Genomic DNA, 20758 nt, shown 5'->3' on the forward strand with positions numbered 1-20758 from the left:
CCTTGTTTCGACCTTTCCACCCGACCCCGCCATGACCACCACGCTCGCCACACCTGCGCGCCGCATCGTCGATATCTCGATGCACCTTGAAAACGATGTTGTCTCTGACCCGCCGGGCCTGGGCCCGCGCATCCACTACATCGACCACCAGATGAGCTTTGCGGACCTGGCGCAGTTCTTCCCCGGCTTGAAGAAAGAAGACCTGCCCGATGGCGAATCCTGGGCGGTGGAGGAGGTGCAGCTCAACACCCACAACGGCACGCACCTGGATGCGCCTTACCACTTTGCCTCCACCATGGACGGCGGGCAGCGCGCGCTGTCCATCGACGAGGTGGATTTGAACTGGTGCTTCCAACCCGGCGTGAAGCTGGACTTTCGGCACCTGCCCGACGGCTACGTGGTGCAGGCCGCCGATGTGGAGGCCGAACTCGCGCGCATAGCCCACACACTGCAGCCACTGGAGATCGTGGTGGTCAACACCCGCGCGGGCAGCGCCTATGGCACACCCGGCTATACCCGTGCGGGCTGCGGCATGGGCTACGAGGCCACCATGTACCTGCTGGAGCGCGGCGTGCGCCTGACCGGCACCGATGCCTGGAGCTGGGATGCCCCCTTCGCCTACACCGCGCAGCGCTATGCCGAAAGCGGTGACGCATCGCTGATCTGGGAGGGCCACAAGGCCGGGCGCGACATTGGCTACTGCCACCTCGAAAAACTGCACAACCTGGAGGCGCTGCCTGCCACCGGTTTTTATATTTCGTGCTTTCCCGTCAAGGTGCGCGGCGCCTCGGCGGGCTGGACGCGGGCCGTGGCCATCTTCGACCCGGTGCTGCCGCTGCAGCAGGCGGCCGGAGTGGCGCCATGAAACTCGCCACCTTGCGGAACGGCCAGCGCGATGGCCGCCTGGTGGTCGTGTCGGACGACGCGCGCCGCTGCATCGACGCCAGCCCCGTGGCCCCCACGCTGCTCGACGCCCTGGAGCGCTGGAGCGTGGTGGAGCCCGCTCTGCACGACCTGGCCCGCACCGTGAACGCGCCCGCCGCCCTGGGCGCCATGCCCTTTGATGCGCGCCAGTGTTTGGCACCGCTGCCACGCACCTGGCAATGGCTGGACGGCTCGGCCTTTCTGAACCACGGCCACCTCATGGAGCGCGCGTTCAAGGTGCCGCCGGTGGCCGACTTCGACACCATTCCACTCATGTACCAGGGCGCAGCCGACGACTTTCTGGGCCCACACGACGATGTGCCCCTGCCGTCCGAAGCCGACCAGATCGACTTTGAGGGCGAGTTTGGCGTGGTGCTCAGCGAAACCCCCCTGGGCGTCACCGCCGAAGAGGCGCTGCAGCATGTGCGCCTCATCGTGCTCATCAACGACTGGAGCCTGCGCGCCTTCGGCCCGCGCGAGGCCAAAAGCGGCTTCGGCTTTGTGCAGGCCAAGCCGTCCACGGCGTTCGCGCCCATCGCCATCACGCCCGACGAACTGGGTGCAGCATGGAACGGCGGCCGCGTGCACCTGTGGCTGCAGACGCAGCGCAACGGCGAATGGTTTGGCCACCCGCACGGCGGCGCCATGCACTTTGACTTCGGCCAGCTCATCGCCCATGCAGCGCGCACGCGCACGCTGTCGGCGGGCACCCTGATTGGCTCGGGCACCGTGTCGAATGCGGATGTGGCCGTGGGCTCGTCCTGCATCGCCGAGCGCCGCATGGTCGAGGCGCTGGCCGACGGCGCGCCGCACACACCGTTTCTGCGCTTTGGCGAGCGGGTGCGCATGGTGGCGCTGGACGGGCAGGGCCAGCCCGCGCCGTTTGGCGTGATCGACCAGATGGTGGTGCCGTGCTGCGCGGCGGGCCAGGGCCGGGTGACGATTGCGGATGCTACTGATTTGATAGCTTTTGGGGCATGATGGTCGCGCGGTAGAGGCCAAAAAACCTTGAATTTTTCTCTCTCCAGTTCATCCGGCCTTACCTTGGGTCGGGTCGGGTCGGGGCGGCCGCCCCTGCTTCCACGGCCCGCAGCGCCGGGTCTTTCTCCCTCTCCCCCCGCGGGAGAGGGTTGGGGAGAGGGGGTTGGTCGCTCTGGGGCCCCGCGCCTCCCCTCTCCCCCGGCAACTCCCACCAGGGGCGAGGGGTCACGCCAAGCCAGCTTCAGCCACACGGCCCCGGGGTGTTTTCACCGGTTGACCAGCCGCTGGGCGGCGCCTATTCTGGCTGGCAGGGGGTCGGTGATGCCCCGCATACCAACAAACTCCCCCACCTTCCTCGCGCCATGCACAAAGAATTCCACCACGACGCCGTGCGCCGCCTACAGTCGCTGATCGAGCGCGAGACCGGTACGACCCTTTCAGACGCGGCGCAGGCCGAGATGGCCAGCATCCTGCACGGCATGCAAAGCCCCGATGGCGGTGCCAGCGAGGGCCTGGACGTGGTGCCGCGCGAGGTCACCATCCTGCTGGCCGACCTGCGCGGGTTCACCGCGCTGTCGGGCTCGCAGCCCGCAGCCGTGGTCATTGCGGCGCTCAACCGCTGCCTGGCGCGGCTGTCCGAAGTGGTGTTCAAGTACCAGGGCAGCATCGACAAGTTCATGGGCGACTCGATCATGGTGCTGTTCGGCGCCCCCGTGGCGCGCGACGATGATGTGGACCGCGCGCTGCTCTGCGCGGTAGAGATGCAGATCGCCATGCGCGAGCTGAACCTGGCGCACCTGCGCGAGCGGCTGCCCGAGGTGTTCCTGGGCATTGGCGTGAACACGGGCACGGTGATGGCGGGGCGTTTTGGCTCGGACGTGTACTCCGAATACACCGTGATCGGCGAGGCCGTCAACCTGGCCTCGCGCATCGAGGCGCTGAGCCTGCGCGGCCAGGTGCTCATCAGCGACACGACGTACCAGCGCTGCTGGGGGCTGGTGTCGGCATCGGCGCCCATGCAGGTCTACGTCAAGGGCCGCACGCAGCCCGTGAGCCTGCGCGAGCTGATCGCCATCCCCTCGCAAAAGCTCAAGGTGCCGCGCCAGGAGTTCCGCCGCAGCCACCGCGTGGATGCGCGCCTGCCCTGCCTGTGCCAGCGCATGCAGGACAAGATCGTGGTGCCCCACATCGTGCACGGTGCCATCCGCGACATCGGCTACCACGGCCTGCTGGTGGAGCTGATCGAGCCGCTGGAGCCGCACAGCGAGATCAAGCTGGAGTTTGAGCTGCCGCTGGTGGACTACCGCGTGGCCGATGTGTATGCGCGCGTCATCACACTCAAGCCAGAGGGCGACGAATGGGTGGCAGGGCTGGAGTTCACCTCCATCAGCGCCGAGTGCCACGCCAAGGTGCAGATGTTTGTGCAGCTCTTGGTAGCGCACTGACCGGCGCGGGTGCGCCCCCGGCGCACATTCAGCAGCCCAGCATTTGTGCCAGATCGTTCAGGTCTGTGGCGTGCAGATCGTTGCCCGGCTGTGGCGTGCCGTCCTTGGGCCGGGCGGCGCCCAGCTCCAGGGGGCGCTCGATGTAGGCGGTGCGCAGGCCGCAGGCCCGCGCGGCGGCCAGGTCGTCATGGTGGGTGGCCACCAGCGCCACCTGCTCGGGCGGCACATCAAACACACGGGCCACACCCAGGTAGGTGTCGGGGTGGGGCTTGTAGGCCTTGAAGACCTCGGCGCTCAGCACACAGTCCCACGGCAGGCCGGCGTGCTTGGCCATGTTGGTCAGCAGGCCGATGTTGCCGTTCGACAGCGAGGTGATGGTGAAGCGTTTTTTCAGCCGCGTCAGGCCTTCGACACTGTCGGGCCAGGCATGGAGCCGGTGCCACACGCGGTTGAGGTGGCGGCGCTCGGCCTCGGGCAGGTGCGCCAGGCCAAAGCGCGGCAGGATCTCGTCGAGGATGCTGCGGTGCAGGTCGTCCACCAGCGTCCAGCCCCGTTCGCCCCGCATCACCTGCGCCATGGCAGGCTGGTAGCCCGCGCGCCAGGCCAGCGCAAACGCATCGCCATCCACCGCCGGGTACAGCGCCTGCATCTCGCGCACGATGCTGCCGTGCCAGTCCACCACGGTGCCAAAGATGTCGAAGGCCAGCACCTGGACGGTGCTGGCAATGGTGTCTGCGGTGCTCGGGGTGGTGTGCATTGGCCGTCCTTGCAAAAAAGGGGAGGGGGCGGGTAGGGGTGTCAGCCTAGCAGCCCTGGCGATGGGCGGTTTCCCCAGGCGACGCATGCCCCCGCACCTGCAAGGCCGCGCGGGGCATGTTATGGTTACCGAATTCGGGTTTACCCCTGTAACTGCGTTTCTTCTTCGGGCCCGTTCCCGCCCCAAATTCTGTTTGTTTCTTGCGCTGCGCCGCCATCTGCCGGGGCCGCTTGCCCCTGTTGTTGCCCTTGCCATGACTGCGCCTCTTCCCTCCACGACCATCGATTCCACCCCCACCGACGACCGCACCCTGGTGCGCGCCGTGCTGGCCCTGGGGGTGGGCGGCTTCTCCATCGGCACGGGCGAGTTCGTCATCATGGGCCTGCTGCCCGAGGTAGCGCGCGACATTGGCGTGAGCATTCCGCAGGCGGGCCACGTCATCAGCGCCTATGCCCTGGGCGTGGTGGTGGGCGCACCCGTGCTGGCCGTGCTGTGCGCCCACTGGGGGCGGCGCGCGCTTCTCATGGCGCTGATGGTGGTGTATGCGCTGGGCAATTTCGCATCGGCGCTGGCGCCGGGCTATGGCTCGCTCACCGCCATGCGGCTGTTTACCGGCCTGCCACACGGCACTTACTTTGGTGTGGCCGCACTGGTGGCGGCTGCACTGGCGCCCCCCGGCCGCCGGGCACGCGCCGTGGGCTGGGTCATGCTGGGGCTGACCACCGCCACGCTGGTGGGCGTGCCCATAGCCGCTGCGTTGGGCGAGGCGTTTGGCTGGCGCGCGGCCTTTGTGTTTGTCGGGCTCATTGCCGTGGCCGCCGTCGTCATGGTGCGCCTGTGGGTGCCCGCCATGCCCGCATCGCACGGCGCCAGCCCGCTGCGTGAGTTGGGCGCGCTGGCGCGCAAGCAGGTGTGGTTCACATTGGGCATTGGCGCCATCGGCTTTGGCGGCATGTTTGCGGTGTTCAGCTACATCAAGCCCACCTTGCTGGAGGTGGCAGGCATGCCACCCGCACTCATGCCCTTTGTGCTGTCGCTGTTTGGCCTGGGCATGGTGGCGGGCAACATCGTCGGCTCGCGCATGGCCGACAAGGCGCTCATGCCCGCCATCGGCAAGGTGCTGCTGTGGTCCATCGTGGTCATGGCGCTGTTTGTGCCCGCCGCGCACCACCCTGCCAGCGCCGCAATGGCCACGTTCCTTTTGGGCACCGTGGTGGCCATCGGCCCCGCGCTGCAGATCCGCCTGATGGACGTGGCGGGCGACGCGCAGACCCTGGCCGCTGCACTCAACCACTCGGCCTTCAACGCTGCCAACGCATTGGGCGCATGGCTGGGCGGCGTGGCCATTTCGGCGGGCCTGGGCTGGACGTCTACCGGGTGGGTGGGCGTGGTGCTGGGCCTGGGGGGCGTGGCTATCTTTGCGTGGTCGTGGGGCAGCGAAAAGGCCACGGCGGCACGCGCCTCTGCCGCTGCATAACGTCAACCACGGGCCGGCCGCCGCGTAGCGGCCGTGCGACAGCCGCGCGCAAAGTGGCTGGCTGGTGCGCCCGGTTGTGCGTTACATTGGCTGCGGGCCGGCCTTTCTGCCAGCCACGTCGCTCGGACGGTTCCGGGCGCTTACGTGAAAGTCACACCGCATGTCTGCATCGCAGGGCAAGCGCCGTTTTGCGCGCATCGATCGCCTCCCTCCCTACGTCTTCAACATCACGGCCGAGCTCAAGCTCGCCGCCCGCCGCCGGGGCGAAGACATCATCGACATGAGCATGGGCAACCCCGACGGGGCCACACCACCGCACATCGTCGCCAAGCTCACCGAAGTGGCCCAGCGGCCCGACACCCACGGCTACAGCGCCAGCAAAGGCATCCCGCGCCTGCGCCGCGCCATCAGCCACTGGTACAAAGACCGCTACGCGGTGGACATCCACCCCGACACCGAGGCCATCGTCACCATCGGCTCCAAGGAAGGCCTGGCCCACCTCATGCTGGCCACGCTGGACCGGGGCGACACCGTGCTGGTGCCCGACCCCAGCTACCCCATCCACATCTACGGCGCGGTGATTGCTGGCGCTGACATCCGGAGCGTGCCCGTGGCACCCGATGTGGACTTTTTTGCCGAACTGGAAAAGGCCATCCGGGGCAGCTACCCCAAGCCCAAGATGATGATCTTTGGCTTCCCGAGCAACCCGACCGCGCAGTGCGTGGAGCTGTCGTTCTTCGAGCGCGTGATCGCCCTGGCCAAGAAGCACGACATTCTGGTGGTGCACGACCTAGCCTACGCCGACATCGTGTACGACGGCTACCGCGCCCCCAGCATCATGGAAGTGCCCGGCGCCAAGGATGTGGCGGTGGAGTTTTTCACCCTGAGCAAAAGCTACAACATGGCCGGCTGGCGCGTGGGCTTCATGGTGGGCAACCCCGACCTGGTGGCCGCGCTCGCCCGCATCAAGAGCTACCACGACTACGGCACCTTCACGCCTCTGCAGGTGGCTGCCATTGCTGCGCTGGAGGGCGACCAGCAGTGCGTGAAAGACATCGCCGCCCAGTACCAGCGCCGCCGCGACGTGCTCTACAAGGGCCTCACCGAAGCGGGCTGGGCCGTGGACTGCCCCAAGGCCAGCATGTACATCTGGGCCCGCATCCCCGAGCCGTATCGCGCACTGGGCTCGCTGGAGTTTGCGCGGCAACTGCTGGACAAAGCCAAGGTGTGTGTGTCGCCGGGCATCGGGTTTGGCGACCAGGGGGATGAGTACGTGCGCTTTGCGTTGATCGAGAACGAGGCGCGGATTCGGCAGGCGGTGCGGGGGATTCGCGCCATGTTCAAGGCGGATGGGTTGTTGAAGGTGCCAACGGTGGCGTCAGCTTGAACTAGCTCGGCCAGCCGGACTTCGATCAAACTAAAAGCAGATTCCGAAAGGTTGGCTTTGAATCGTGCCACCGTTGAATCTAGGAAAAGCCAGCTGCTCAATGCCTCTTTTGAGCGGCTGGTTCTCTATTTGGCCCGGGCCACATTCATGAGAATCGTTGCATGACATACGACAAGAACCTTTCACCGGTGGGCTGGTATTTGGTTTCTTACCTGCTGCGCTTCGTGGAGTTGAATGACGACAGGAAAGACGATGATGAAGCTCGATTCCTGTCTTGGGAAAACACCGTTCTTGTACGTGCGTCGAACCTCGATGAAGCCTATCAAAAGGGTCTGTCGGTTGCTCGCGAGAACTCGAAACCCTACAAGGGTGGGTCCGAAGGTGTACCTGTTCAATGGAAGTTGGTAGGTGTCACCGATGTCCTGCCTATCTACGAAGAGCTGAGAGATGGGGCGGAAATCATGTGGACTGAGCGTGCCCCTCGAAAGCTCAAGAACCTCAAACAGATGGTCAGGCAGAAGGGGGATTTTCGGCAGTAGTTGCCAATCCCGGCGCGGAGGCGGGAAATCATCGGCTGTCGAAATCAATCCCTGGGGATGCTTTCCCAAATCAACCCTGCGCCAAAGCTGAATATCACCAGCAACACGCCGTACCACCCGGTGAACCAACTGATGTTGGTAGCCAATAAGACAGCTGAAATCAGCGCTATAAGCACCGCGAGTCCAATGCGCCAGTGAAGCGCCAACATCGTGATGAGTTCAAAAAAGGCGTCCATACAACCCTTCAATTCAACCGGATTGTCGTCGGCCACATGCGCCGCCTCACGCGGCCCACCTACATCGCCCAAATCCTAGGCGCCTCCCCCTCCAACCCCCACAACACCTCCCGCCAAGCCACCCGCACCGCCTTGAGCAGCTTCATCGCAGGCTCCACCTGCGGCGCCAGCACACGCACCACCACCATGCGGTCGTTGGGGCTGGTGGCGCCTGCGGTGGCCTTGACCTGGGGGTGTTGATCCATCACCGCGCGGGCCGCGTCCAAGGCCGCGTCGCGGCGCGTACGGTCGAGGGGCGTGCCTGCGGCAAAAAACATGCTGGCCATGCAGCGGTGGCCTGCCAAACCCAAAGGGCTGCTCAGCAGCCGGTCATCGGCGGCGTCGATCACGCCGCGCTCCAGCCACAGGCCGGGCACTTCCAGGTGTTGGGTGAAGCGGCCTTGTTCAAACGGCTGGCCCGCGTGCGGCAGGCCCAGCGCCGTCACGTCCCAGGCGATGCATTCGGCGCCGGGGGCGAGGTTCAGCGTGAGGTGGTTTTCGGCGTGGCAGGCGCTGTAGCACAGGGCTTCGAGTGGCAGCCATTCCAGCCGTGCGCCTTCGGCCAGGGTGAGGTGGCTGCGCTGCAAGGCCAGCGGGCCGGTGGAGCGGTAGAAGCGCGTGGCGCCGGGCGTGGTGACCAGGCCGTGGGCGCCGGGGCCCACGGTGGTGGTGATGTCCAGCGTGTCGCCGCCCACCAGGCCGCCGGGCGGGTGCACCAGCACGTTGTGGCAGATGGCGTCGCCCTCGGGGTACAGGCTTTGCAGGATGCGCAGCGGGCCGTTGTGCTCGTAGCGGGCGACGGTGCGGGCGTTATGTTCTGCCGTGTAGTCGAGCTGAAGGCGAGCGTGCCAGGGCATGGTGCGGGCGGTTTGCTATTAAATGAGTAGCTGATTATGCCCTGTGGACGCGCGGAAGGGGGCGTTTTGGCTGCATGTTTGCGCTGGGCCGGATGCGGTGGGGTGTTGGGCTCCCTCGCCCCTTGTGGGAGAGGGCGGGGGGAGAGGGGGTTGTGGCTTGGGGACGCTGCCCCCTCTCCCCGGCCCTCTCCCGCGAGGGGAGAGGGAGGAATACCGGGGGCGTGCGGTGTGGGCTGTGGATAGTCAGGCGGTCTGTCGTGCGGGCGCTGCTGCGGGGGCCGACTGCCCGGCTGAGTACCAGCTGCGCAGCTTGCCGGGGTTGAGCAGGCCTTGCGGGTCAAAGCGGCGCTTCATTCCCACCACGGCCGGGTCCAGGTTGTTCTGCTTGCCGTCTTCCACGATGTACACGTGCGGGTTGTTGATCTGCACGCCGTGGTCGCGGTAGATCTGCATGATCTGGTTCAGGCGCTCTTCGGTGGTGTAGCGGATGATCTGCAGGCCGCTGCAGTTGAAGGCGCCTTCCTTGGTGCGCAGGAACTCCAGGTGCATCATGACTTCGCCCTTCAGTGCGGCCTCCAGCGCCTTCACCTGCTTGAGGCGGTGCATGGGGTTGAAGCCGCTCTGGATATAGGTCAGGCCCTTGTCCACCTTGAGGGCGTGCAATGTGGTGTGGTTCCAGGTGTATTCGAGCAGCGTCTTGTGGCTGCTGGCCACTTCATCGGCCGTCTTGCGGTAGGTGACCTGGCCGCCGTGCTGCGCCACCATGTCGCGCATGCCTGCCTCGGAGTGCGGGGCCACCAGCAGCAGCACCGCGTGCTGATCAGCGGGCAGGTGCTCGGCCAGGCTGGTGAAGTATTGCGGGATGGGGGCGGCCACAAAACACACCTCTTTTTTCTCCAGCCCGGGCGCGCTGCCAAAGCGGTCGGCAAACTCCAGCGCGGCGTCGAACTGCTCGAAGGTGGCGATGCATTCGGTCCACTCCACGGCAGGGGTCAGGGCCACTTCCAGCTCCAGCACGATGCCGTTGGTGCCGTAGGTGTGGTGCAGCAGCATGGCCTCGGGGCCGCGCAGTTCGATGACTTGGGGCTCGGGCTCCACCGTCATTGCGCGCACGGCCAGCACGTTGCCGGGCGCGGCCAGCGGGCCGTGGTTGATGGAGCCCGCACCGCCAAAGCCACCGCCAAACAGCCCGCCCAGCGTGGCGCTGCGGTAGGTGCTGGGCAGCCAGCGCAGCTCTTGCCCCAGGGGCTTGGCCTGCGCATCAAAGTCTGCCAGCCGAATGCCCGACTGCGCGCGGCCCACGCCGCCGCGCACCCAGCCAAAGGCGTTGTAGCCCGACAGGTCCAGGATCACGCCGCCGTGCAGCGGTGTGCTCTGGCCATAGTTGCCAGTGCCGCTGCCACGCACGGTGAGGGGGATGCCCGCGCTGGCGCATGCCGCTACCACCTGGCGGATTTCGTCTTCGGTGCGCGGGCGCACGGCGATGTCGCCGCGCTTGCCTGCCAGGTCGCGCTTGAGCACGGGGCTGAACCAGGCAAAGTCCTGCGAGAGGCGGCCCACGCGCAGCGGGTCGGCGATCCAGTCGAGGTCGGGCAGCAGGTCGGGCAGTTGTTGGGCGGTGGTGGCGGTCATGTCGTATCTCCAGGGGGCTCGATGGGGGCCGTTTTGGGCAAAAGGGGGCCTGCACCGCGCAACCTGAAGTTGGTGCGCGGTGTGGTGTCGGAAGTGTTGGGTTCAGTCCTGCGAGTTTTCGGAGGCGTGCCAGCCGCCGAGTGCTACGCGCGTCAGCCATGCCATCAGCACGAACAGCGCGACACCGGTGAGCGAGATCAGCAGCAGCGCAGCAAACATGCGCGGGATGTTGAGCTGAAAGCCCGCCTGCAGGATCTGGTACGCCAGCCCTGCGCCCTGGCCCCCGGTGCCCGCCACAAACTCCGCCACCACCGCACCGATGAGCGCCAGGCCGCTGGAGATGCGCAGCCCGCCAAAGAAGTAAGGCAGCGCGCTCGGGATGCGCAGTCGCAGCAGCGTCTGCAGCCGCGTGGCGCGGTTGAGCTGGAAGTAGCTTTGCAGGTCAGGCTCCACACTGCGCAGGCCCAGTGTGGTGTTGCTGATGATGGGGAACAGGGCCACCAGTGCGGCGCAGATCACCATCGATGCTGTCGGGTCCTTCACCCAGATGATGATGAGCGGCGCCACGGCCACGATGGGCGTGACCTGCAGCAGCACCGCGTAGGGGAAGAGCGCCGTCTCGATACGCTTGCTTTGCACAAACAGGAACGAGATCAGCACGCCCGCCACCGTGGCCACCACAAAGGCCAGCACCGTGATCTTGACGGTGACCCACAGCGAGCCGCCCAGGGCGGCCCAGTCGGTGAACAGCGTCTTCATCATCAGGATGGGCGAGGGCACCAGGTAGGGCGGCAGCTCCATGGCCGTGACCAGGCCCTGCCACAGCGCGATCAGCACCAGGCCGACGAGCACGGGGTACACCACGCGCTGTACGCGGGGCTGGGCCATGAGCGGCGGGCGTTTGGGCGTTGTCTTGGTGGCAGGTTTGGCAGCGACAGGTGCAGGCGCCGAGCGCGAGGCGGCTGCGGGGTGCGCGGTGACCACGGGCGACGCCATGGGTGCGGAAGGGAAGGGGGTGCTCATGCCACGGTCTCCTCGGTGTCCACGCTGGCGCGCAGCAGGCTGTCTTGCAGCAGCTTGGCGTAGCGGCTGAATTCGGGCGACACCATGAAGTCGGCCGTGCGGGGGTAGGGCGCGTCGATGCGGAACTCTTCGACCACGCGGCCCGGGCGCGCGGCCATCATGACCACGCGGCTGGAGAGGAACACCGCCTCGTGGATCGAGTGCGTCACAAAGATCACGGTGAGCTTCTTCTTGCGCCACAGATCCAGCAGGTCAGCGTCCAGTTTGTGGCGCGTGATTTCGTCCAGCGCGCCGAAGGGTTCGTCCATCAGCAGCAGGTCGGGCTGGGTGACCAGGCCGCGCGCAATCGATACGCGCATCTGCATGCCGCCGGACAGCGCGCGGGGCAGGGCGTTGGCAAATTTCGACAACCCCACCAGTGCCAGCGCCTCGGTCACACGCGCATCGGCCTCGGCACGCGGCACGCCCGCCAGGTCCAGCGGCAGGCGCACATTGGTCTGCACACTGGCCCAGGGCATGAGCGTGGGCGACTGGAAGACAAACGCCATCTTCTTGCCGCTTTCGTCCAGCTGCGCCACGGGCTTGCGCCACAGATGCAGGCGGCCGTCGGTGGGCTCCAGCAGGCCAGCCACCATTTTCAGCAGTGTGCTCTTGCCGCAGCCCGAGGGGCCGAGCAGGGTGACGAATTCGCCTTCCTCAATGGTCAGGTCCACCGGCAGCAGGGCCTGGGTGCCGTTGGGGTAGGTTTTTTCAGCGGAGAGCACCTCCACGGCGGGCGTGGAATGGGGCAGCGGTGCCTGGGCGTGTGCCAGCGGCGGAGATTCAGCGGGGGATGTCATGGTCGCCTTTCGATGGATGCGGCCGTGGGGTGGGGTGGGGCGGCTGTGTCAGGGCTGGGGTGGCAGCGGGGGCGCGGGTGATCCACCGGGCTTCACTCCACACACTGTTCGGGCTGAGCCTGTCGAAGCCTTGTGCGGCGCTTCGACAGGCTCAGCGTGAACGGTGGGGGTGGATGGAAGCCCGTGAATCGAATCAGGGAAGAACCTTGAGGTCCTTCACAAAGGCCGTGTTGTAGGTCTCGGCCAGCTTCACCTTGGCCGGGTCGATGAGCTTGGCGTCCACCAGGAAGTCGTAGCTGGCCTTGGCGCGTGCGTCGGTCATGATGCCGATGCCCATGGTGGTGGCGTCACCGCCGGTGGCCATGCCCATTTCCTTGAGCTTGGCCACGCTGTAGGCGAGCTGCTCGTCGGTCATGTTGGGGTTGTCCTTCTTGATGAGCGCGTTGGCGGGTGCTGGGTCGGCCAGGTAGCTCTTCCAGCCTTCCATCGAGGCCTTCACGAACGATGCCACGGCGGCGCTGCGGTCCTTCACCGTCTTTTCCATGCACGAGATGGTGGTGGCGTAGGCGGGGTAGCCCTGGTCGCTGAACATCAGCGTGTTGGCCTTGACGCCGGCCTTGGCAATCGCAAACGGCTCGGAGGTCAGGTAGCCCTGCTGGGCGGTGTTCTTGTCGGCGACGAAGGGCTGGATGTTGAAGGTGTAGGGGCGGGTCTGCGAATCGGTGAAGCCGTACTTGGCCTTGAGCCAGGGCCAGTAGCCGCGCTGTGCCGACGAGGCGATCAGGATGGTCTTGCCCTTGAGGTCTTCGAACTTCTTCACGTCGTCATGCGCGATGAGCACCTGCGGGTCCTTCTGGAACACCGCGGCCACATTGACCACGGGCACGCCGCCTTCACGCATCTGAATCATCTGCAGGTCGCTCGACCCCATCACGCATTCGGCTTGGCCTGCGGCCATCATCTGCACGATGTTGACCTGCGGGCCGCCCATCTTGATGGTCACATCCAGCCCGTACTTTTTGTACAGGCCCGTAGCCACCGCCTGGTAGAAGCCGCCATGCTCGGCCTGCGCGTACCAGTTGGTCATGTAGGTGAACTTTTCCTGCGCGTGGGCCTGCATGGTGCCGACGGCACCAAGAGCGAGCAGCGCGGCTGCACCAAGCTTGGAAAGGCGGGAGGCGGTCTTCATCATGGTGGTACTCCGGTAGGGTGGTGGAGGTGAAACGAAGGGACAACGAAGGGGAAGGCGAAAAGGTTTTGCGGTGGCGTTCGCAGGTTTCAGGCCAGTGCGGACGGGTGCTCGATGTGGCCGGTGTGTTGGGCGCGGCCCCAGGTGGGCTCAGCGCGCGGTGCCCACTGCAGCTTGTGCAGTTCGGTGATGGCGGCGGCCCAGCTCACGGCCAGCGATTCGAGGATGGCGTGGCCCTGCTCAGCCGTGGCGGGCAGCGGGTCGCCAATGATTCCGCTGGGGCCAAAGTCACGCGCGCTCCAGGCGCAGGCCGGGCGGCCGTCGGGCGAGAGCAAGGGCGAGTCAAAAACGGGCGGGTAGTTGACCACCGCACGCTCCATGTGCACGGTGTCGGGGGCCAGGGCCAGCATCAGTGCGGTTTCGCCGTGGCCCGCATGCATGGCCAAGCGTTTTTCCTTGTCGGAGAGGAACTTGCCCGCCACATGCGGCACCCGCCAGGTGAAGCTGGGCACCACGATGAAGTCGCCATGGCGCAGGCGCAGCTCGCGGGCGCACATCTCCATCACCTGCGGCTGGCCGCCGTGGCCGTTGACGAACAGCAGCTTGCGAAACCCCGCGCGGTACACCGACTCGCCCACCTCGTTCATGGTGGCCAGCAGGGTCTCGCCGCTCAGCGTGACGGTGCCGGGGAAGTGCAGGTGCTCTTCGGACTTGCCGTAGGTGATGGGGGCCATCGCAAACGCAGGCACATCGGCCGGCAGGCGGGCCAGTGCATGGCCCACCACCCCCGCGCTGATCACCGTGTCCACCGCACACGGCAGGTGCGGGCCATGCTGCTCTGTGGCGCCCGTGGGCAGCACGATGACGGTGTTTTCCTTGTCGGGCAAATCGGCGATCTCGGTCCAGCTCAGGTAGGGCAGGTAGCGGTGGGGCGGGTTGTAGCCGTGCAGCATGGGTGGTTCTTTCGTAAAGGAAGGCGTTGTCAGCGCAAGGGGAGGTAGGCCGTGGCCTCCACCTCGATGAGGATGTCGGGGGTGGGCAACATTCCGCTCACTTCCACGACGGTGGATGCGGGGGGCTCGCCGGGGAAGAACAGCTTGCGAACGCGGCTGTACTGCGGGAAGTGATCCAGGTTCTTGAAGTACTGCACCAGCTTGAACACGTCGGACATCTGGCCGCCTGCGGCTTCGATGGTCTGGCGGATGCGGTCGAGCACATACCAGCTCTGCGCGAGGATGGGACCCTCCTTGATGTCGCTGCTGAACTCGCCGGTGCGGCCAATCAGCGTGGCGGCCTCGTCAGGGATGTCGGCATAGCCGCGCACGATGCGGCTGGCGGCGGGGTCCACGGCGATGATCCCGCTCAGGTAGATGAAGTCGCCTGCGCGGCGCCACGCGGCGTAGCGGGCCAGGGGCTGGGCGATGCCGGGCGCAGATATGGGACTCATGCAAGGCTCCTTGCGGATTGGGTTGTGGGCACATGCCAGGCAGCCGGTGCATGGCCGCTGGCGACGCGGCCCTGGCGCAGCACCACGCGGCCCTGCGCGCCTTGTGTGCGCGACGGAAAGCCCCAGTGGTCGGCCTGCGTGAAGACCAGCAGGTCGGCCACCGTGCCGGGCTGCAGCGGCAGCGCGGTGGTGCCAGTGCGGCCGGTGCGCAGCCAGTCGCTGCGGCACAGCGATTCGCTCCACTGGTCGAAAGGTGCCTCCAGCTGCGCCGCCAGCACGCCCGTGGCCAGGGCCTCCAGCGGGTCGAAGCTGCCCACAGGGCAGAAAGGGTCTTGCACGTTGTCGCTGGCCACCAGCACCGGTATGCCGCGTGCACGGGCCTCCTTCACCAGCGTCAGGCCACGCTGGCGCGGTGTGCGGCCGGTGGTGGCGTCCTGCAGCAGCAGGTTGGTGATGGGCAGCGTGACCAGGGTGATCGGGCTTTGCGCCACCGCGTCGAGCGTGGCGAGGGCGGTGGCTTCGTCCTGTGCAGTCAGGGCGCAGGTGTGGCCGCAGACCACATGGCCTTCAAAGCGCATCTGCTTGAGCAGTGCGGCGGTGGTCGCCAAGCCCTGGGCGCCGGGGTGCAGTTCTTCGTCCACATGCAGGTCCACGTTCAGCCCGTGGTGTTGTGCGGCTTCGAACAGGTGGCGCAGCGCTTGTGGGTCCCAGTTGGTGGAGTGCACAAAGCCGCCCAGCAAGGCGCCGGGGCCGCTCGCAGCCACGGTGGCGGCCAGCCGCAGGGCGGCGCTGCGGTCTGCGTACAGGTGCAAGGGGATCAGGCTCACGCGCTCCAGCGTGATGCGGTCGGCCCAGTCGTGTGCCAGTGCGCGCAACACGTTCCAGGCCAGTGGCCGCGCGTCGGGCTCCCACCAGTCGCAGTGGGTGCGCAGGTGCACGGTGCCTGCGTCGTAGGCCCATTGCAGCGCGCGGCTGGCGCGGGCGTGGATGTCGGCCTCGGTCCAGCCCTGGCGGTCCACCATCATGGCCTCGATGGCGCCCAGCAGGCCGGGTTTGACCACGCCCATGCGGGGCAGGGTGAAGGCTTTGTCCAGGTGGGTGTGCGCATCGACCAGGCCGGGCAGCACCAGCGCGCCTGCCACGTCCCACACAGCGCCGTGTAGCGCAGGCTGGGTGCCGTGGGGCAGCACTCGCACGATGCGGCCCTGGGCCAGCTGCAGATCGGCCAGTGCGGGCTGGTGGCCCTGCTGCGGCCACGCGGCGGGCAGCAGCCAGCGCGGCAACCGGGCGCGCAGGATGTGGTCGGGGGTGTTGGATGCGTGCATGCCGTGGCCCTTAGGAATTGGTCTTATGCAAAGCGCGCCATGGCCTGGCCCACGCGGGCCTTGAAGGCCGCCAGCCGGGGCGGTGTGGCCACGTTCATGTGGTAGTAGGCGTGGTAGTCCACCCGCGCCTTGCCACCCGTGAGCAAGCGCATGTAGCGGGTGATGGACTTGCGCGGTGGGTCGCCCATGAACAGGGCCGTCCAGAGCGGGCGGCCGTAGGTGACCACGGCCGAGATGCGCTTGATGTGCGTGAGCGAGGGCTTGACGTTGTGCGGATCGCTGATGTCAAAGGCCACGCCGGGCATGAGCACGCGGTCGAAAAATCCCTTGAGCATCGCAGGCATGCCAAAGCACCAGGTGGGAAAGCAGAACACCACCGCCTCGGCCCAGAGCAAGCGGTCCACATAGCCCTGCACGGGCAACTGGTTGCTGGGCACCTCGTGGTAGCCCAGGCGCTCCTCGCGGGTCATCACGGGGTTGAAGCCCTCGGCGTACAGGTCGCAGTCGTCCACCTCATGGCCCGCACCGCGCAATTGCTGCACCACCTCGGTGTGCAGGGCGGCGTTGTAGCTGGTCTCTACCGGGTGGCAATAGATCACGAGGATGCGCATGGCGGGGCTTCCTGTTTGTTGAAGTTCAGAGGTCGAGCGTGAGCGTGGGCCCGTGGCTGCGTGCGCAGCACACGGCGACGTGGGTGGCTTGCTCTGCGGCGCTCAGGCAGCTGTCGCGGTGGTCGGGCTCGCCGTCCAGCCAGCGGGTCACGCAGGTGCCGCACACGCCCTGTTCGCACAGGGTTTCGAGCGGCACGCCAGCGAGCTGCAGCACGTCGGCCATGCTCTCGCCGGGGGCGACGGGCAAGCGCATCTGGCTGCGCGGCAGGATCAGCTCGAATGCGTGTTCTGTGCGGGCGGCGCTGGCGGTGTCAGGGGCTGTCTGCATTGTTTGACCATGTGATTTGATCGATTGGTCAAACTATTGCAAAGGCTGTGCCAGCCACAAAAACCCGTCAAACGTCTTTGTGGTGGATCAACGCTGCCTTATCGCGACTGATTTGCGCCGCTTGCTGGTGCGCATCGCGCCCTGCAGGTGCTTTGGTACCGAGGGCATGCCCAGAAATGGGCAGTGGGCTTTAGTCTGGTGCGAGGCCGCAGCCCACCAGCACAAAGCTGGTGAGTTCGCGCACGATGGGCTCGCGGTCGATGGGCTCATCGGGCGCCAGGCCCAGCATGATGTGCACCTGCACGCCGTAGTCGGCGTAGTGCTGCGTCATGCCCCAGATCTGCATGAGCAGCAGCGTGGGGTTCACGGCGCGCATGCGGCCTTCGGCAATCCAGCGGTTGATGAGGTCCACCTTCTGCTGGGTGGACTTGACGGCCACGGGCCAGTATTTGCCCAGGTTGCGCCCACCGCCCAGCACCTCGGTGGTGAAGATGCGCGACAGGCCTGGGTTGTCCAGCGCGTAGTCGAGCTTCTTGCGCACGTAGGTGCTCAGTACCTTCTTGGGGTCGTCGCTCTGGCTGTCGAACTGGAACGCGCCCGACCAGCCGTTGAGCACCGAATACAGCAGCTCCTCGTACAGCTCTTCCTTGCTGGCGATGTAATAGTGCAGCTGCGGTTTGGTCAGGCCCGCGCGCTCGGCAATGGCTTTGGTGGATGCGCCCTTGAACCCGTGGCGGCTGAACTCGGCAATGGCCGCTTCGCGGATGGCGCCCAGGATGCGTTCGCGGCCCTGTTTGGCGCGGCTGTGCAGGGCGCCAGGGCTGGCGTCGGCTTCGGGTTCGGTCATGTCGGTGGTGCGGGGCATGGGAGGTGCAAGCAAAGGCGCGGCGCAGATTCTGCCTGCACGGGGCGGGGGTCAGGTTTTCCAGAACCCGACATGGGGCGCGCTGGCTTCATCGACCAGCGCCGGGCCGATGCATTCGATGGCGTGGGGTGATGCAGCAAACACGTCGCGGCACGACAGCTCGGCATCGCGCTGCTCGGCGCGCTCGCCCCGGAACACGCGCAGGCGTTCGGCATCAATGCCAAACACCACGCGCCCAATGCCCGACCAGAAGATGGCGCCCGCACACATCACACAGGGCTCGGCCGATGAATACAGCGTGGCCTGGGCCAGCGCATCGCGGCCCACGCGCGGGCTGAGCTGGCGCACGGCATTGGTCTCGGCGTGGCCAGTGCAGTCGCCGGTCTCGGTGGTGTTGCAGTAGGCCTCGGCCAGAAGGCGCCCTTCGGCGCTGATGACCACTGCACCAAACGGGCGGTTGCCGCGCGCCCGGGCGGTGCACGACCAGGCGATGGCCTGGCGCAGGTAGGTGCCGTCGGTGTCGTTGATGGGGGTGGGGTCGTCAAAGCTGGCCGGGGGTGCAGACATGAGCGCGTGCATGGTGTAGGTGTCTCCGTCGATGGTGGGTGGGTGGCAGTCGTTGTGCAACGCCGGACTGTCTGCACGCCCGCCGTTGTGGTGCAGGGCGCTATGCATTTGGCATGCCAATCACAATCAGTGACATGTATGCATGGCTTTTGATGCGCGGTGCGCAAGCGCTATGACCCTGCGCGGGCACATACGCAAGGCGCTGTGGGCATTCTTCTTGCATCGCTCTTGGCAAGAGTAGAAGCGTTCACTGCGTTGCCCTTGCGCCATCCTGCACGGGGAGATGCCAGTCGGAAATTGCTCTTGAAGCCCGCTGTGCGCACAGCGGTGTGCGTTGGCACACCGTGGCTTCAAGGGTCGAACAGGCGGCCGCAGCAGGCGGTGCCAAACGCTCTTGAAGCACCCAGCGGGAGGGCCTTTTTTCCTTCCACTTGCCTTCAGGAGAGCTGCATGACCACCACTGCCACCTACGACCTCGCCGAGCTGCAAAAAGAAACGCGCATGGGCGCGATGGGCTCGGAAACCACGAGCCGCGAGATCCGCCGCATCGACCTCAGCCACTTTGCTCAGCGCAAGACCGAGATTGCCAACCAGCTGTGGGACGCCGCAGTCGATGTCGGCTTTTTCCAGATCGTGAATCACGGCATTGACCTGGCCGAGGTGCACAACGCCTTCGCGATGACCGAGCGCTTCTTTGCGCTGCCGGATGCCGTGAAGGCGCAGTACCCGCTCAAGAAGGCGCTCAACGTGGGCTGGGAGAGCCGCGCGCAGGTGCGCCCCTCCACCGGCACGCCGGACCAGAAGGAGTCGTACCAGATCACCCGCCCGCACATGGCAGGCCTGTGGCCCACCGACGAGGAGCTGGCGGGATTTCAGGCCACCATGCTCGCCTTCGAAGGCCAGTGCTGGCAGGTGGCCATGCAGGTGCTATCGTGCTTTGCGTGGAAGCTGGGGTTTGACGAGGCCTTCTTTGCCCGCGCGCACGACCCTGCACAGGCCAGCTACCAAAGCACCTTGCGCCTGCTGCACTACTTTGCGACCCCGCCCGAGCAACAAGCCAGCCTGGGCCTGTGGCGCGCCGGGGCGCATACCGACTTTGATTGCCTGACCCTGCTCTTTCAGCGCCAGGGCCAGGGCGGCCTGCAGGTGTGCCCAGGCAAGGAGATGGACACCCAGGCCTGGACCTCGGTGGAGCCCGACGAGCAGGCCATCACCTGCAACATCGGGGACATGCTGATGCGCTGGAGCGACGACCAGCTGCCCAGCAACTTCCACCGTGTGAAGAACCCTCTGCCCGGCGAGTACATGGGGCCGCGCTACAGCATCGCCTTCTTTGCCCAGGCCAACCGCGACGCCATCATCGAAGGGCCCGGCAAGAAGTACCCGGCGATTGCGGCGGGTGACTACCTGAACCAGCGGGTGGCGGCGAACTTCAAGGCGTACTGACGGCGCGTAGGCCGCCGGTGGCCGTGCGGATTACAGCCAGGGCTGGAGCCAGCCCAGCCCGTCGGATGTGGCATGGGGCGCCGCGCCGCGTGCCGGGCGGTATTCGCAGCCAATCCAGCCGTCGTAGCCTAGGCTGTCCAGCAGCTTGAACAAATAGGTGTAGTTCAGCTCGCCCACATCGGGCTCGTGGCGCTCGGGCACACCGGCAATCTGGAAGTGGCCGACGTTGCCGGTGGGCAGGTACTGGCGCACCTTCATGGCCAAGTCGCCTTCCACGATCTGGCAGTGGTACAGGTCCATCTGCACCTTGACGTTGGCGGCGCCGATCTCGGCGATCAGCGTGTGGGCCTGGTCCTGGCGGCTCAGGAAGAAGCCGGGCATGTCGCGGCCATTGATGGGCTCCAGCAGGATCTGGAGGCCGTGCGGTGCAGCCTGCTCGGCCGCGTGGCGCACGTTGGCGACGTAGGTGGTGCGCACGGCGGCTGCGTCTGCACCCTGGGGCACCAGCCCGGCCATCACATGGATGCGGGGGCATTGCAGGGCCTTGGCATAGTCGATGGCTTTGGCAATGCCTTCGCGGAACTCGGCCTCACGCCCCGGCAGGCAGGCCAGCCCGCGCTCGCCCGCGTCCCAGTTACCGGGCGGGGCGTTGAACAGCACCTGCTGCAGGCCGTTGGCCTGCAGGCGCGCGGTCAGTTCTTGCGCCGGGTAGGCGTAGGGAAACAGGTACTCCACCGCCTTGAAGCCGTCGCGGGCAGCGGCGGCAAAGCGTTCGAGAAAGTCTACGTCATTGTAGAGCATGGACAGGTTGGCAGCGAAGCGGGGCATGTACTGGTTCCTGAGA

The 20758-nt window shown here is 66.4% G+C and carries 22 protein-coding genes; 7 read left to right on the plus strand and 15 right to left on the minus strand.

Annotated elements, in window-relative coordinates:
• Positions 1-31: 31 nt before the first annotated feature.
• The 3 genes from A1D30_RS23120 (at position 32) to A1D30_RS23130 (ending at position 3350) form a co-directional block, all read left to right on the plus strand.
• Positions 32-865: a cyclase family protein gene (locus tag A1D30_RS23120; protein ID WP_063463079.1), complete on the plus strand. Its 834-nt coding sequence runs from the start codon at positions 32-34 to the stop codon at positions 863-865.
• Positions 862-1905: a fumarylacetoacetate hydrolase family protein gene (locus tag A1D30_RS23125; RefSeq protein ID WP_063463080.1), complete on the plus strand. Its 1044-nt coding sequence runs from the start codon at positions 862-864 to the stop codon at positions 1903-1905. Before A1D30_RS23120 ends, A1D30_RS23125 begins: the two co-directional genes overlap by 4 nt.
• A gap of 362 nt (positions 1906-2267) precedes the next feature.
• On the plus strand, positions 2268-3350 hold the full coding sequence (locus A1D30_RS23130; protein ID WP_063463081.1) for an adenylate/guanylate cyclase domain-containing protein: 1083 nt from the start codon (positions 2268-2270) through the stop codon (positions 3348-3350).
• A gap of 28 nt (positions 3351-3378) precedes the next feature.
• On the opposite strand, the gene A1D30_RS23135 is transcribed toward A1D30_RS23130, so the two are convergent.
• Positions 3379-4107, minus strand: coding sequence for a haloacid dehalogenase type II (locus A1D30_RS23135; RefSeq protein ID WP_063463082.1), 729 nt, complete (start codon positions 4105-4107; stop codon positions 3379-3381).
• A gap of 253 nt (positions 4108-4360) precedes the next feature.
• Here A1D30_RS23135 and A1D30_RS23140 point away from each other — a divergent pair, with 253 nt between their 5' ends.
• The 3 genes from A1D30_RS23140 (at position 4361) to A1D30_RS23150 (ending at position 7510) form a co-directional block, all read left to right on the plus strand.
• Positions 4361-5584 carry an MFS transporter gene (locus A1D30_RS23140; RefSeq protein WP_063463083.1) on the plus strand — a complete coding sequence of 408 codons (1224 nt, stop codon included), beginning with the start codon at positions 4361-4363 and terminating at the stop codon, positions 5582-5584.
• A 160-nt stretch (positions 5585-5744) separates the two neighbouring features.
• A complete protein-coding gene (gene alaC, locus A1D30_RS23145; RefSeq protein ID WP_063463084.1) occupies positions 5745-6971 on the plus strand; it encodes an alanine transaminase in 1227 nt (408 codons plus the stop codon).
• Positions 6972-7132: 161 nt separating this feature from the next.
• The gene (locus A1D30_RS23150; RefSeq protein WP_063463085.1) at positions 7133-7510 is read left to right on the plus strand and encodes a DUF4288 domain-containing protein; all 378 of its coding nucleotides are present in this window, start codon (positions 7133-7135) and stop codon (positions 7508-7510) included.
• Between the two features lie 44 nt (positions 7511-7554).
• On the opposite strand, the gene A1D30_RS23155 is transcribed toward A1D30_RS23150, so the two are convergent.
• From A1D30_RS23155 to A1D30_RS23215, 13 genes are all read right to left on the minus strand, one after another.
• Positions 7555-7782, minus strand: coding sequence for a hypothetical protein (locus tag A1D30_RS23155; RefSeq protein ID WP_131798527.1), 228 nt, complete (start codon positions 7780-7782; stop codon positions 7555-7557).
• Between the two features lie 23 nt (positions 7783-7805).
• A complete protein-coding gene (locus tag A1D30_RS23160; RefSeq protein WP_063463087.1) occupies positions 7806-8642 on the minus strand; it encodes an urease accessory protein UreD in 837 nt (278 codons plus the stop codon).
• A gap of 243 nt (positions 8643-8885) precedes the next feature.
• Positions 8886-10274 carry an FAD-binding oxidoreductase gene (locus A1D30_RS23165; RefSeq protein WP_063463088.1) on the minus strand — a complete coding sequence of 463 codons (1389 nt, stop codon included), beginning with the start codon at positions 10272-10274 and terminating at the stop codon, positions 8886-8888.
• Positions 10275-10376: 102 nt separating this feature from the next.
• On the minus strand, positions 10377-11162 hold the full coding sequence (locus A1D30_RS23170) for an ABC transporter permease (RefSeq protein WP_109791018.1): 786 nt from the start codon (positions 11160-11162) through the stop codon (positions 10377-10379).
• A gap of 131 nt (positions 11163-11293) precedes the next feature.
• A complete protein-coding gene (locus tag A1D30_RS23175) occupies positions 11294-12136 on the minus strand; it encodes an ABC transporter ATP-binding protein (RefSeq protein ID WP_063463089.1) in 843 nt (280 codons plus the stop codon).
• Positions 12137-12329: 193 nt separating this feature from the next.
• Positions 12330-13328 (minus strand): ABC transporter substrate-binding protein, encoded by a 999-nt coding sequence (locus A1D30_RS23180; protein ID WP_063463090.1) that lies wholly within the window; start codon positions 13326-13328, stop codon positions 12330-12332.
• Between the two features lie 86 nt (positions 13329-13414).
• Positions 13415-14278 carry a creatininase family protein gene (locus tag A1D30_RS23185; protein ID WP_063463091.1) on the minus strand — a complete coding sequence of 288 codons (864 nt, stop codon included), beginning with the start codon at positions 14276-14278 and terminating at the stop codon, positions 13415-13417.
• Between the two features lie 29 nt (positions 14279-14307).
• A complete protein-coding gene (locus A1D30_RS23190) occupies positions 14308-14772 on the minus strand; it encodes a RidA family protein (protein ID WP_063463092.1) in 465 nt (154 codons plus the stop codon).
• Positions 14769-16097: an amidohydrolase family protein gene (locus tag A1D30_RS23195; RefSeq protein WP_063463093.1), complete on the minus strand. Its 1329-nt coding sequence runs from the start codon at positions 16095-16097 to the stop codon at positions 14769-14771. Before A1D30_RS23195 ends, A1D30_RS23190 begins: the two co-directional genes overlap by 4 nt.
• A 23-nt stretch (positions 16098-16120) precedes the next feature.
• Positions 16121-16708 carry an NAD(P)H-dependent oxidoreductase gene (locus A1D30_RS23200; RefSeq protein ID WP_063463094.1) on the minus strand — a complete coding sequence of 196 codons (588 nt, stop codon included), beginning with the start codon at positions 16706-16708 and terminating at the stop codon, positions 16121-16123.
• A 25-nt stretch (positions 16709-16733) separates the two neighbouring features.
• Positions 16734-17036 (minus strand): 2Fe-2S iron-sulfur cluster binding domain-containing protein, encoded by a 303-nt coding sequence (locus A1D30_RS23205; RefSeq protein WP_063463095.1) that lies wholly within the window; start codon positions 17034-17036, stop codon positions 16734-16736.
• A gap of 190 nt (positions 17037-17226) precedes the next feature.
• Positions 17227-17883 carry a TetR/AcrR family transcriptional regulator gene (locus tag A1D30_RS23210; RefSeq protein WP_063463108.1) on the minus strand — a complete coding sequence of 219 codons (657 nt, stop codon included), beginning with the start codon at positions 17881-17883 and terminating at the stop codon, positions 17227-17229.
• 69 nt (positions 17884-17952) lie between these two features.
• Complete coding sequence (locus tag A1D30_RS23215) at positions 17953-18480, minus strand: nucleoside deaminase (protein WP_063463109.1); 528 nt, start codon at positions 18478-18480, stop codon at positions 17953-17955.
• A gap of 438 nt (positions 18481-18918) precedes the next feature.
• Here A1D30_RS23215 and A1D30_RS23220 point away from each other — a divergent pair, with 438 nt between their 5' ends.
• Positions 18919-19914 (plus strand): 2-oxoglutarate and iron-dependent oxygenase domain-containing protein, encoded by a 996-nt coding sequence (locus A1D30_RS23220; protein ID WP_063463096.1) that lies wholly within the window; start codon positions 18919-18921, stop codon positions 19912-19914.
• A 30-nt stretch (positions 19915-19944) separates the two neighbouring features.
• Here the strand turns inward: A1D30_RS23220 and otnI are convergent, their stop codons facing one another.
• Positions 19945-20742 carry a 2-oxo-tetronate isomerase gene (otnI, locus tag A1D30_RS23225; RefSeq protein ID WP_063463097.1) on the minus strand — a complete coding sequence of 266 codons (798 nt, stop codon included), beginning with the start codon at positions 20740-20742 and terminating at the stop codon, positions 19945-19947.
• Between the last annotated feature and the right edge of the window lie 16 nt (positions 20743-20758).

Source organism: Acidovorax sp. GW101-3H11 (assembly GCF_001633105.1).
Classification (GTDB): domain Bacteria; phylum Pseudomonadota; class Gammaproteobacteria; order Burkholderiales; family Burkholderiaceae_C; genus Acidovorax.